This is a genomic window from Frankia sp. BMG5.60 (assembly GCF_059428125.1).
This window is the reverse complement of record NZ_CM182091.1, coordinates 1,037,458-1,049,836: the sequence shown is the minus strand read 5'-3', so window position 1 is coordinate 1,049,836 and position 12,379 is coordinate 1,037,458. Positions and strand designations below refer to the sequence as shown.

The 12,379-nt window shown below is 71.8% G+C and carries 10 protein-coding genes and 1 pseudogene; 4 read left to right on the top strand and 7 right to left on the bottom strand.

All coding sequences use genetic code 11. The features are described 5' to 3' along the window. Window positions 1-275: 275 nt before the first annotated feature. Window positions 276-578 carry a hypothetical protein gene (locus tag AC5R91_RS04425; RefSeq protein ID WP_495395824.1) on the top strand — a complete coding sequence of 101 codons (303 nt, stop codon included), beginning with the start codon at window positions 276-278 and terminating at the stop codon, window positions 576-578. Between the two features lie 104 nt (window positions 579-682). On the opposite strand, the gene AC5R91_RS04420 is transcribed toward AC5R91_RS04425, so the two are convergent. The 3 genes from AC5R91_RS04420 to AC5R91_RS04410 all read right to left on the bottom strand — a co-directional run bounded on the left by AC5R91_RS04420 (window position 683) and on the right by AC5R91_RS04410 (window position 4,693). Further along, window positions 683-3,109, bottom strand: a complete 2,427-nt coding sequence (locus tag AC5R91_RS04420; RefSeq protein ID WP_495395823.1) for an ArnT family glycosyltransferase — start codon at window positions 3,107-3,109, stop codon at window positions 683-685. Between the two features lie 218 nt (window positions 3,110-3,327). Continuing rightward, a complete protein-coding gene (locus AC5R91_RS04415) occupies window positions 3,328-4,101 on the bottom strand; it encodes a TIGR03084 family metal-binding protein (RefSeq protein ID WP_495395822.1) in 774 nt (257 codons plus the stop codon). A 145-nt stretch (window positions 4,102-4,246) separates the two neighbouring features. Continuing rightward, a complete protein-coding gene (locus AC5R91_RS04410) occupies window positions 4,247-4,693 on the bottom strand; it encodes a hypothetical protein (protein WP_495395821.1) in 447 nt (148 codons plus the stop codon). 175 nt (window positions 4,694-4,868) lie between these two features. On the opposite strand from AC5R91_RS04410, the gene AC5R91_RS04405 reads away from it, so the two are divergent. Further along, the gene (locus AC5R91_RS04405; protein WP_495395820.1) at window positions 4,869-6,512 is read left to right on the top strand and encodes a restriction endonuclease; all 1,644 of its coding nucleotides are present in this window, start codon (window positions 4,869-4,871) and stop codon (window positions 6,510-6,512) included. Window positions 6,513-6,628: 116 nt separating this feature from the next. Here AC5R91_RS04405 and AC5R91_RS04400 read toward each other — a convergent pair. Next, window positions 6,629-6,946: pseudogene (locus tag AC5R91_RS04400) on the bottom strand (toll/interleukin-1 receptor domain-containing protein); the annotation flags it as partial. 327 nt (window positions 6,947-7,273) lie between these two features. On the opposite strand from AC5R91_RS04400, the gene AC5R91_RS04395 reads away from it, so the two are divergent. Together AC5R91_RS04395 and AC5R91_RS04390 are read left to right on the top strand one after the other, a co-directional pair. Continuing rightward, window positions 7,274-8,089 (top strand): mycofactocin-coupled SDR family oxidoreductase, encoded by an 816-nt coding sequence (locus AC5R91_RS04395; RefSeq protein WP_495395819.1) that lies wholly within the window; start codon window positions 7,274-7,276, stop codon window positions 8,087-8,089. 182 nt (window positions 8,090-8,271) lie between these two features. Further along, window positions 8,272-8,877 carry a TetR/AcrR family transcriptional regulator gene (locus AC5R91_RS04390; RefSeq protein ID WP_495395818.1) on the top strand — a complete coding sequence of 202 codons (606 nt, stop codon included), beginning with the start codon at window positions 8,272-8,274 and terminating at the stop codon, window positions 8,875-8,877. Window positions 8,878-9,191: 314 nt separating this feature from the next. On the opposite strand, the gene AC5R91_RS04385 is transcribed toward AC5R91_RS04390, so the two are convergent. The 3 genes from AC5R91_RS04385 to AC5R91_RS04375 are packed head-to-tail and all read right to left on the bottom strand — an operon-like array spanning window position 9,192 to window position 12,179. Next, entirely contained in the window at window positions 9,192-10,016 is an 825-nt protein-coding gene (locus AC5R91_RS04385; protein ID WP_495395817.1) for an ABC transporter ATP-binding protein, read from the bottom strand. Between the two features lie 5 nt (window positions 10,017-10,021). Further along, window positions 10,022-11,032, bottom strand: coding sequence for an ABC transporter permease (locus AC5R91_RS04380; RefSeq protein ID WP_495395816.1), 1,011 nt, complete (start codon window positions 11,030-11,032; stop codon window positions 10,022-10,024). A 46-nt stretch (window positions 11,033-11,078) separates the two neighbouring features. Next, window positions 11,079-12,179, bottom strand: coding sequence for an ABC transporter substrate-binding protein (locus AC5R91_RS04375; RefSeq protein WP_495395815.1), 1,101 nt, complete (start codon window positions 12,177-12,179; stop codon window positions 11,079-11,081). Between the last annotated feature and the right edge of the window lie 200 nt (window positions 12,180-12,379).

Here is a 12,379-nt window from a genome sequence, read left to right as displayed (position 1 = left end):
CCCGCCCTTGGTCGCCGAGTAGTTGGTCTGCCCGGCTTACCGTAGACCCCGGCGACGCTGGAAATGTTCGTAACGACGCCGAAGCCCGTCCGCATCGCCGGCATGGTGAAGGCACGGCGACGGCGTCCCGGTCGGCGCGCCCGCGGCCTCGAACTGCGCCGCTTCTTGGCCGAGACGCGCTCTACCTTGCCGACAGGTTCACCCGGGCGGCCGCTCTCAACGACGCCGTCCGCGCCGACTACCTGAGTTACCACCTCGAACCCAGCGACCCGTGGGTGCTCGACTGCGCCTACTACGCCGGCCTTACCTACGCCCGCATCGGCGAGCCCGAGAAGGCCCTCGACTGCCTCCACGCCTACCTCGACAACGTCGACGTCGCGAACGAAAAATATCTTCGCCTCCTGGAAGCGCGTCGCACCGCCGCCTTCATGCTCGCCGCCACCGGCCAGCCTGCAGCCGCGTTGGCTGCCTTCAAAGCCCTCCGCCATGCCTTGGCGGCGACCCACGGCTCCGGCGCCTCAGGCGCACTTCGGAACCTTGACAAGATCATCGGCCAGCTTGGACCTGGCCTGCAGTAGGCAAACGTGGGCACGTGCCAGCGAGTGCGGAGGGCCGCCGATCGGCCGGTCGGCGGGCGGGGCGCGGACCTGCGGTCATGTCCGAAGCGCCCGGACGGTTCGGATCACGCGCCCGAGCGCGCCGGGCCGGCGGACGATGCTGTCGCGGGGGCGGTGAGGTCGTAGACGGTCTCGCCGCCGATCGTCGTCGCCGTGTAGTGCTGCTGGACCCAGGTGCTGATCGTGCCGCCCGGCCCGCCGGACCGGCTGCCGAACCCGCCGAACCCGCCGAACCCGCGGGTGCCGCCGGTTTGGCCGGCGCCGATGAAGTAATGCACCCGGCCCGCGTGGACGTCGTTCTCGAACTGGGTCAGGGTCGGCGCCGGGTCGCGCCCGGTGAAGCCGCCGATGGCCAGCACCGACGTGTCCGAGGCGAGTTCGAGGCCGGCCGCGGCCGAGGATCCCTGCACTGCGGCAGCCCACCGGTAGCCGTGGCTGGCCTTCAGCAGCGACGCCAGCCGGGCGTTCGTGGCGCCGCCGCCAAACCCGCCAAACCCGCCGCCGCGTCGGCCGCCCGCCGCCGCGGAGCCGCCGAACGCGCCGAGCCCGCCGGAACCAGCCGCGGTCCCCGTCAGGTCCGCGCCGCGGCGGCCGGCACGCCGGGTCCCGGCCGCCGTCCCGGCGACGACCGCGGGAGTCCGGGCACCACCGGCACCACCGGCACCGCCGGCACCACCACCGGCGACGCCGATACCACCAGCGGCACCGGCGGGAGCGCCGAAGCCGCGAGCGCCGGCGAAGCCGCCGGGACCGCCGTTTCCACCGCGGCCGCCGCGGACCGCGGGCCCGGCCGTCGGCTGGCCCCCGGACTGCGGGATCGTCGCGGTGACGGCCGCGAACGCCGCCGGGCCGCCGAGCACGGCCACGAGCCCGCAGGTCGCGACAGCGATGGCCATCCGTCCGACGAGCGCGCGCCGGATCAGCAACGCCGCCGTTGCGGCGACGGCGGCCACCGTCACCACCACCCGCAGCCACGGATACCAGGACGGGGTGCGGTCCAGCAGGGTGAACGACCAGGCTCCGGTTGCCGCGACCGCGGCGGCCAGCAGCAGCCGGCTCGTCCACTGCTGCCTGGTGTCCCACAGCGTCCACGTGCCGACGCCGACCAGCCCGGCGATGCCCGGCGCGATCGACGCCGTGTAGTAGGGGTGGAAGGTTCCCTGCGCGAAGCTCAGCACGATCGACGTCACGATCATCCAGGCGCCCCAGAGGAGCAGCGCGGCCCGCGTCCGGTCCGTGCGCGGCGCCCGCCGGGTCACCCACAGGCCGCCGAGGAGCAGGATCAGCGCGCCCGGGATCAGCCAGGAGACCTGGCCGCCGATCTGGTCGCCGAACAGCCGGTCCCAGCCGGCGCCGCCCCCGAACCCGCCACCGCCACCGCCGCCACCACCACCGCGGCCGCCCAGCGCGGCCTGCACCCGTTCGGCCAGCTGCGGATCGCGCCTGGCCAGCTCGCTCAGGTTCGTCCGGCCGCCGCCGAACCCACCGCCGCCGCCACCGCCGTGGTTGCCGTCACCCCCGAAGATCCGGCCCAGGCCGTTGTAGCCGAAGGCCAGGCCGAGCGCGCTGTTGTCGGTGGAACCGCCGATGTAGGGACGCGAACCCTTCGGCCACAGTGCGACCGTCGCCACCCACCAGCCGGCGGCGACCACGATCGCCAGCCCGCCCGTGAGCAGCTGCCACACCCGCCGCCACCAGCTGGTCGGCGCGGCGATCAGGTAGACCAGCGCGAACGCGGGCAGCACCAGGAAACCCTGCAGCGTCTTCGTCAGGAAGGCCAGGCCGAGCGCGGCGCCGGTCGCGGCCATCCACTTCGTCGACGCCTCCTCGATCGCGCGGACCAGGCAGTATCCGGCCAGGACGAGGACGAAGGTGAGCAGGCCGTCCGGGTTGTCGAAGCGGAACATCAGCGCCGCCACCGGGGTGAGCGCCAGCGCGGAGCCGGCCAGCAGGCCGGCGGCGGGGCCGAACCACCTGCGCACGGCCGCGCACATCAGGCCGACCGCGGCCACGCCGCCCAGCGCCTGCGGAACGAGCATGCTCCAGCTCGAAAAGCCGAAGATTCGCCCGGACAGCGCCATCGCCCACAGCGACGCCGGCGGCTTGTCGACCGTGATGAAGTTCCCGGAGTCGAGCGATCCGAACAGCAACGCCTTCCAGCTCTTCGTCCCGGCCTGGACCGCCGCCGCGTAGAAGCTGTTCGCATAGCCCGAGGCGCCCAGGTCCCAGACGTAGAGCACCGCCGCCGCGGCGAGCAGCCCGACGAGCGCCGGGCGGGCCCACACCGGATCCGCCGGCCGGCCGCGCACCGCCCGCCGCCACCGGCTCACCGGCGGCGGATCGCCCGCGCTGACGGGCGCCCCCGGCGCACCGGCGTGATCGCCGTGATCGCCGTCGCGACCGTCGCGCGTCGCCGGAACCGCCGGGGCGTCGCCACTGACCGCGGCGCTGGGCAGGACCGTCGCGCTGGAGGTGTCCTCTGGCTGCGTCATACGTCAGATACTCACCGTGCAACCTGTGCGCAAGCTGAGAGTGATCGGATGCGCCGCCGCCGGCGGCGGCCCCGACTCTCGCAGCCCCTCGGTGAGGGGATCGACGTCTCGCTCGCCGGCCCCGCCTCCGGGATCCTCGGTCTCCTCGCCGTCGGGGCCTGGCCGTCGCCGCGCTGGGCGTGAGCCTCATCAGGTGACCGACCTGCTGCGACCTTGGTTCAGAGGAAGACGCGGGCGATGTCCAGCCAGGTCCGCGCGTCCTCGCCGGTTGCCGTCAGGTCGGTGTCGCCGCGGGGCCGGCGTTGGGTGACGCGGAGACAGAAGTCGAACGCGCTGCCCTGCACGCGTTGGGCGGCGTCCTGCGGGCCCCACGCCCAGGTCTGGCCATCCGGTCCGGTCAGCTCGACGCGGAACGGTTCCGGCGGGGCAGGCAGCTGGGCGGCGGCGAACGACAGTCCCCGTCCCTGCACGCCCAGGGCGGCGACCGCCGCCAGCCGCGTCGTCGGACGGTGCGCGACGCCCACCGCGTCGAAGACGTCCTGGCCATGGGCCCAGGTTTCCATCAGGCGCAGCGGTGCCATGAGCGCCGGGGTGAGGGTGGAGGCGAACCAGGGGAACTCGTGGTCTGGCGGTACGTCCTGCAGGGCCGCCTGCACGCCGGCTCGGCCAGCGCGCCACCGGTGCAGAAGCACCGAGCGCGGTTGGGCCGCTCCCTCGGCGGCGACGTCGTCGGCGTACCGGCTGCCGCCGGCTGCCGTCCGCCGCACCACCGCGTCGAACGCGTCGGGGGTGCGGACGGCGGTCACGACGTCGGCATCCGCCGTGGCGAGGTGGGCGATCTGGTGGGCGATCGTCCAGCCCGCGGCCGGCGTCGGCCTGGTCCAGTCGTCCTCGGCCGTCACCAGGGCGTCGAGCAGGTCTCCCTCGGCCGCCAGGTCCGACCGGACGAGGTCGATATCCACCTCGGACACGTCGAGGTCGTAGTTCAGCATCAGGCATCACCTCCGCGCATGGCGACATTGATGCCCGCGCCGAAGAAGGACAACGCTGCCGAGGCGAAAACCTCTGGTGCTTCTTCGGGGACGGGACCGCGCAGCGCTCGGGATCGAAGGCGACAGGGTGCGGTATCCGACCGCGTCACCAGGTTGGGGGTGCCTCGTAGAGCTCGCCGAGGGTGACGGCCGCGACGCGGTCGTCCGTCGCGGCGGTGACGGACGGGTCGAAGCCAGCACCGAGGGACAGGGCGCGGCGGGGTTCGCCGGGCACGGATGGGGCCAGCACGGTCACGTCGATCTGGATCTGGGATCTGCGCGTGGGGTCGGCAACGACACCGGCGCCGACCTCGCCGGGAAACCCGCCCAACCGGTCGGACGGGGCGAAGGCCGCGTGGCGTCGGTAGTGGCTGGTGCGGGCGTGGGCCCGGTGGCAGCGTCGCCAGTGGGACCAGCGCAGGATGTGGTCGAGGGCGGTGAGTTCTTTGCTGGTCTGGATGGTTTCCTCGACGGTCCATCGTCGGTCGGCGACAGGGACCAGGGCGGGGAGGGGGACCGGGTCGGCGGCGTGGACGCGGTAGAAGGCGTACACGCCGCCGGTCTGGTGGCGGCGGACCAGCAGCCAGTGGCGGCCGGGAGCGGAGTGATCAGCAGGTCCTCAAGGGCGGAGCCGATCCCGGGCGAGTGATGTCACAGCGAGTGAAAACACGATCCCTTCCTGGTTAGCGGCTCTTGCCAGAAAGTGCCTGATCTGGTGCTGTATGTAGGTGGCTGGTAAACGTTCGGGCTGGTCGGAGTTTCGCCGTGCCCAAGAGCATCAGCAGGCTCGCCTCGAGCGCGAGAAGCGCCAGATCGACGCGGCGGCGATCCGTGTGCAGAAGGCGATGGAACGGGCGCATCAGAAGGCCGAACGCCAGGCCCGGTCTGACGCCCGGCAGCGCGAGCAGCTAAATCACGTTCTGATGACCGCAGAGGCCGAGAAGCTGTCCGCTGAGATCGATGCCCGGGTCCAGACGCTGAAGGCGCTGCTGAACGGGGCGAATCTAACCCCGTTCTCGTTCGGCGGCCTGCGACGCGAGGCGCGGATCCCCGCCTTCGACCTGTCCCGTTTCGGGCCGCCGACGCCTGTACCGAACTGGGACGACTTCGCCCCGCCCGGCCCTCCGCGCGGACTGGCCGCGAGGCTTGGCGGTCGCGCCCGTTACGAGCAGGAGCTGGAAGTGGCGCAAGAGCGCTACCAGGAGGCCGTCGACACGGCGAAGCGCGCGGAGGCCAACAGGCAGGAGGGGATCCGCCAAGCCCGCGCCGACCACCAGCGGCGAGCAGACAGAGCGCGTGCCGAGGCCGCCCGGCACAACCAGCAGGTGGAACTCTTCGAGGCTGCCTATCGTGCGGGCGACACCGACGCCGTCGAGGACTTCGTCGCGCAGGTCCTGGACCGGTCGGCCTACCCGGCCGGGTTCCCGCATGGCCGGCGGCTTGCCTTCCGGCCTGAGCCGCGTGAGATCTGGATCGAGTTCGATCTGCCCACCAATGAGATCGTCCCGCAGGAGCGTGGCTTCCGCTACGTCAAGACGCGCAAGACGATCGACACCCTGTCCCGGGCAGACCGGGACCGTAAGGCTCTCTATGCTTCCGTCGTCGCCCAGACCGCGCTGCGTCACCTGCGGGAGATCTTCGAGACCACTCCACCGAGCCTGGTCGACTCTGTTGCCCTCAACGGACACGTGCGAACCCGCGACCCGGGCACCGGCCAGCCTGCCTACCCCTGCCTGATCACCTTCAGCGTAACGCGAGAGATCTACGAGGGTCTGGACTTTGACCATCTCCGGCCCGTGGACTGCCTGAAGTACCTGAAGGCGATCGTGTCGCCGCACCCGTACGACGTGGAGGCCGTGACGCCGATCGTCGACTTCGACCTTTCTCGCTACAAGTTCATCGACGACTTCGACGCTGCCGCCGAGCTTGACAGCCGGCCTGACCTGCTGGCCATGGACCCGTTCACCTTCGAGCACCTCATTCGCCAGCTCTTCGAGAAAGTCGGGATGACTGGCTGGGCCAAGACGACCCAAGGATCACGTGACGACGGTGTCGACGTCGTCGTGACGGACGCGAACCCGATCACCGGCGGCGTCTGTGTCATCCAGGCCAAGCTCTACAAGCGGGTCGTTCCAGCCGAGGCGGTACGGGCACTCTGGGGATCGATGGATGACCAGAACGCCACCAAGGGAATCCTGGTCACATCCTCCTGGTTCGGGCCCGCGAGCAGGGAGTTCGTCGCAAAGCGCGCCGGGCGCATCCGCCTCATCGAAGGAGGCGAGCTCAAGGCGCTCCTCGAGGAGCACCTGAACAAGAAGGTCCGCATCGCCCTGCCCAAACCCCCGCCGACCCGCTCCGGCCCGACAATCTGACCCCACCCGGCTCCCCGCTCGCCAGGTACGGACAGCGACGGAGAGGGCCTACGGCGGTCGCCGCGGACGGCGGCGAGCAGGGCGGTCGCGCCGGCGAGTGCGCCGCGGTCGAACAGGTTGATCGGGGCGAGCTGGCCGAGCAGGCCGGGCACCGGGCGGTCGGTCACCCGGGCGACGAGCAGCCTGCGATCCCTGTCGGCCAGGCGGGGCGACCACGCCGCACCCCATTCGGTGACCGCCGTCGGGGAGTCCAGGTAGCCGTCCGAGACGACGGCGATGGTGTGCCGCGCCTGCCTGGTCGCCCGGTCCAGCCAGGTGACCTGGTGGGTGCCCGGCGTCCGGTCCCAGGATTCGACGAGGACCCGCAGGCCGGCGTTCTCCAACGTCCCGGCGATCCACTCGGCCCACGCCCGGCCGTCCTCGGCGTACGACACGAAGCAGTCGAGCGCGTCCCCCTCGCCCCCGACGGTCACCGAACAACCATCCCACAGTCACCGAAACGACCCATCCCTCGTATCCAGAGGGATAAAGCGGGCGTGGAGGGCTCCGGCTAAGCGCGGCCGGTGGTCTCGGCGGTCTCGGCGGTGGGCGGACGAGCGGCGGAGGGTGGGCGTGAAGGGGATGTCCGGCGACGTCACGGGACGAGTGCCCATTGTGCGTCATTGACGTACATGGGTGGATCGGCCGTAGGCTGAGTGAGTACTCAACCAGGTGTCGGGCCGGCGGTGGCCGGGCGCTGTGACGTGGGATCGGAGACGGCGATGAGCGGTCGGGTGGCGGGTAAGGTCGCGCTGGTGACGGGGGCCGCGCGCGGGCAGGGGCGGGCGGACGCGCTGCGGCTGGCCGAGGAGGGCGCCGACGTGATCGTGGTCGACGTCTGCGCGCCGCTGCCGAGTGTCGACTACCTCTCCGCGACCCCGGAGGACCTGGCGGAGACGGTCTCGCTGATCGAGAAGACGGGGCGTCGCGTGGTGTCCGGGATCGTGGACGTCCGCGACCTGGAGGCCCTGCGTCGCATCGTCGACGACGGCGTCGCGCAGCTCGGTCGGCTCGACGTCGTCGTCGCCAACGCCGGCATCTGTATTCCGCGGGCGTGGGACAAGGTGACGCCGCAGATCTACGAGGACACGATCAGCACGAACGTCACCGGGGTGTGGAACACGGTGATGGTCGGCGCGCCGCACCTGGTGCGCGCCGGCGGGGGCTCGATCATCCTGATCAGCTCGGCGGCGGGGCTGAAGGTGCAGCCGTTCATGGTGCCGTACACGACCAGCAAGTTCGCGGTGCGCGGCATGGCGAAGGCGTTCGCGGCGGAGTTGAGCCAGCACCACATCCGGGTCAACAGCGTGCACCCGACCGGCGTGAACACGCCGATGGGCACCGGCAGCATGCGGGAGCGGATCGACGAGGCGATCGGCGGCTACGACCGGCTCGGCCCGATGTTCATGAACCTGCTGCCGGTCGACGGCACCGAGCCCGAGGACGTCGCCGACACCGTGCTGTTCCTGGCCTCGGACGAGTCGAAGTTCATCACCGCCCACGAGATCGCCCCCGACGCCGGCAACACCGAGTTCTGAGGCCGGGATCTTTCGTGGCGCGAGGCGAGGGGAGGGCAGGCGCGGGCCGGACGACGCCGACCGTGGGCCCGCCGACCGTGGGCCCGCCGACCGTGGGGCCGCCGACCGTGGGGCCGCCGACCGTGGGGCCGCCGACCGTGGGGCCGCCGACCGTGGGGCCGCCAAGCGTGGGGCCGCCAAGCGTGGGGCCGCCGGGGAAGCCGGAACTCACCGCGCGGGAGCGCATCCTGGCCGCCGCGGAGGTGCTGTTCGCCGAGCACCGGTTCGACCGGACGTCCACCGCCCGGATCGCCGCGGCGGCCGGCGTACCGCACGGGCTGATCTTTTACCACTTCAAGACGAAGATGGACCTGCTGCTCGCGGTCGTCCAGCGGGATCGGGTGACCACGCTCGGCGAGCTCGACCTGCCCTCGTCCGACCTGCCCTCGTCCGACCTGCCCTCGCCCGAGCGGGCGCGCCGGGCGATCGCCGAGCTGTGGCGGCATCTCACCGTCGTGCTCGGCCGGCCGTCGCCGGTGCATCGCATCGTCCTGCAGGAGCTGGCCGTCCACGAGGAGATCCGACGGCGGGCGATGGAGAGCACCGACGCCGCTGCGGCCGTGATCGCCGGCCGGCTCGCCCGGATCTTCGGGTGCACAGACCCGACGCCCGAGCAGGTCGCCGCGGCCCAGTTGCTCACCTTCGCCGCGTCGATGGCGCCGCTGCTCGACCAGCCCGACCACACCCTCGTCGACCCGGACGCCCTCGCCGCGCTACTGGCCCAGGGCCTGTCTCCGCCGGACGCCTGAGCTGCCCGGTCCTTTGCGGCCGTCCCAGGTGGTGTTCGGCCACGAGGATCTGATGGGATGAGGGAGGGGAACTCGGGGCTCGGCATGCCCACCAGCCGTCACATCCATCGTGTCTTTGTGTGAGCGTTTGTGCGCGAAATCGTGCCGAGGTTTGGGTACGGTTTTGCGCCCGAAAACCGTACCGAAGCCTCGGCACCATCTGACCGCAGTCTGGCCGCAGACCCGGCTGGGGATAGCCGGGTGCGGGCGACCGTGCAGCGCTGACAGGATCAGCAGAAGACCTGGAGCGACGAGATTGGTTTCTTCGGACCCGGTCATCGAGGCGCGTCGTACACGTCAACGACGGCTGAGGTGCCGGCCGAGGGATCGGCGGCAGCCGGGGTGTCGAGTGCGGCCGGGGTGTCGAGTGCGGCCGGGATGTCGAGTGCGGCCGGGGTGTCGGCGACGTGGGTGTCGGTTACGCCGAGCAGGCCGAGTAGCCGGGCGCGGGCCTGTTCGAAGCGCGGGTCGCGGCGGTCGTCGAACAGCTCGCGGGTCTCGATCTCCTCGTCGAGGCGGCCGTCGCGCAGCACGATCACGCGGTCGGCGAGTTCGAGGGCCTCGTCGACGTCGTGCGTCACCAGCAGCACGGCCGGACGGTGCCGCTCGTGGAGCTGGCGAACCAGATGATGCATGTGGATGCGGGTCAGCGCGTCGAGGGCACCGAACGGCTCGTCGAGCAGCAGCAGCTCGGGTTCGCGGACCAGCGCCCGGGCGAGCGCGACGCGCTGCGCCTCGCCGCCGGACAGTGTCAGCGGCCAGGCCTGGGCATGGTCGGCGAGGCCGACCTCGGCCAGTGCCCGGGACGCCTCGTCGCGGCGGCGGGAGCGCGGCAGGCCAAGCGAGACGTTCTGCCACACCCGGCGCCAGGGCAGCAACCGCGGCTCCTGGAACACCACCGAGCGTAGCGCCGGCACCTCGACGCTGCCCTCGGCGACCGGGTCGAGACCGGCCAGGGTCCGCAGCAACGTTGTCTTGCCGCCGCCGCTGCGCCCGACCAGCGCCACGAACTCGGAGTCGGCGATGGTCAGGTCGAGCCGGTCGAGCACGACGTGTGAGCCGAACGCGCGGCGCAGGCCGCGCACCGTGACGGCGCCCACCCGCGTCACCTCCCTCGCCACGCCAGCAGGCGCCGCTCGGCGAGGCGCACGATCACGTCGGTGATCAGGCCGAGGGCGGCGTACACGACGACGACGACCATCAGGATCTTCGTCTGGAACAGCGACTGCGCGTTGTAGATGAGCAGGCCCAGGCCCTTCTGGGCGTTGATCTGCTCGGCGACGACGAGCGCGAGCCAGCTCAGGCCGAGCGAGTAGCGCACCCCGGTGAGGATGCTCGGCATGGCCCCGGGCAGGACGACGGTCGCGATCAGGCGCAGCCGGTTCAGGCCGAACTGGCGGCCCATCTCCAGCAGGCGCGGGTCGACCGTGCGCACGCCCGACATCGTGTTGATGTACATGGGCAGGGCCGTGCCGATCGTGATGATGAGGATCTTCGGGGTCTCGTCGACGCCGAACCAGAGGATGAACAGCGGCAGGATCACCAGGAACGGGATCGTCCGCAGCATCTGCAGGGTGGCGTCGAGGGCCTCCTCGACCGGCCGCCACAGGCCGACCGCCACGCCCAGGGAGAGGCCCACGGCGATGCCGATCGCCGCGCCCGTCAACGCCCGGCGCACCGACACCCACAGGTTCGACGGGAGCTGCCCGTTGTTCCACAGGGTGACGAACTCGTGGGCGACGTCCCACGGCGCGGGCAGGACCTCCGTCGACCACCAGCTCGACGAGCTGCCGACCTGCCACAGCGCGACGAGCAGGATCGGCACGATCGCCCGGCGGACCAGGCCGGGCACCCACAGCCGCCGGCGCCGGCCCGCGCCCCCGGCGCTGAACGTCACCCGCCGCCCGCGCGCCGCCGCGGGCGAGCCCACGGCGGCACGCGTGACGACGGCAGGCGCGGAGTCGGCGGCGAGCACGGCCGAGGTGCCGGGTGCGGCCGCCGCCGAGGTGGCCGACGCGGCCGAGGTGGCCGAGGTGGCCGACGCGGCCGAGGGCGGCGTCCCGGATGCTGCGTCCTCGGGCTGCGTCACGGTCGCCACGGCACCCGGGTCTCCCATCGTCGGCTCACCAACACCTCACTGGACCGTCGTCACTGGACCGTTGTCACTGGACCGTCGTCACGGCGAAGTTCGCCGGGAACTTGGCCTTGTAGGAGGCGATGGCGGCCGCGATCGCCGGGTTCAGCTTCGTGTTGTAGCTGCCGGCGACGTCGACCTTGCCGGGCAGCAGACCGGCGGCCTGGAAGGTGTCGGCGATGCCCTGCTGGTCGGTCAGCGCCTTCGGGTCGACGGGGCCCACGGCCGAGTTCGCGCTGTTCTCCGAGGCCTTGAAGTTGGCGGTGACGGACTCCAGCGGCTGGTTGGTGTTCGTAGCCGTGATCTTGTTCCACTCGGCGGAGTGCGCCCGGGTCCAGGCGAACGACGCCTCGATCCGACCGATGTAGTCGGCGATCGCGGCGGACTTCGCCGGGTCGTCGAGGTCGGAGGTGTAGGCGTTGTAGGCGCCGACGAGGCCGCCGAGGCTGCCCTTGAGGATCGGGCCGCCGTCGGCCAGGATCGGGTTGCCCTTCGCGACCGCGACCTGCACCGTCTTGCCGAACCCGGCCAGCGCGTCGACGCTGCCGCCGAGCAGCGCGCTCAGCCCGTCGGCCGGCGTGAGCGGCACCGGCTGGATGTCCTTGAAGGTCAGTCCGGCGCTGGCGAGCTGCTTGAGCAGGAAGTACTGCGTGGTGGTGTTCTTGGTGTACGCGACCTTCTTGCCCCGCAGGTCGGCGATCGAGGTGATGCCCTTCTTCGCGACCGTCCACTGCAGCGACGTCGGCAGCCGCAGCGTCGCGACGGACACGAAGTTCGGCTTGGTGCCCCCCGCGGCGATCAGCACGTTCGCGACGCCGCTGCCGCGGGCGAGGTCCGCGCTGCCCTGGTTGACCGCCCCGGTCTGCGCGCCGCCGTCGGGATAGGTCTGGAACCGCACCTTGTACGGGGTGTCGAGCAGGTCGGCCGCCTTGAGCAGCGCCTCGTCGCCACCGATGGCCGCCGGGTAGGTCGCCACCCGCAGCGTCACCCTCGACAGGTCGGGGCCGCTCGACGCGCTGGCCGCGGCCGGGCTGGCAGCCGCGCTCGACCCGCCACCCGAGTCCGAGCCGCAGGCCGCGAGGGTCACCGCCAGGCCGGCCGCGATGGCGGCCGCAACGGCGCCGCGCACTCGGCCGCCGATCCTGCGCTGGACTGATCCCCGCTGATACATCGAATAACTCCCACGTGATCCACTCCCGGCGTCCCCGGGTCCGGGTGAAGGTTTCATGCCATGACGTGCTTGTCAACTGAAAGCATAGAGATGGCCGACAAAGGGCAGCGCAGGTTACAGTCCAGGCAAAACGGCGAGACGGGCGCGGGTTCCTGCAG

Coding starts and splice junctions, on each gene's coding strand:
- AC5R91_RS04415 (WP_495395822.1), bottom strand. CDS start 4,101: ATGCTGAACTACGACCTCGACGTGTCCGAGGTGGATATCGACCTCGTC.
- AC5R91_RS04395 (WP_495395819.1), top strand. CDS start 7,274: ATGAGCGGTCGGGTGGCGGGTAAGGTCGCGCTGGTGACGGGGGCCGCG.
- AC5R91_RS04380 (WP_495395816.1), bottom strand. CDS start 11,032: ATGGGAGACCCGGGTGCCGTGGCGACCGTGACGCAGCCCGAGGACGCA.
- AC5R91_RS04420 (WP_495395823.1), bottom strand. CDS start 3,109: ATGACGCAGCCAGAGGACACCTCCAGCGCGACGGTCCTGCCCAGCGCC.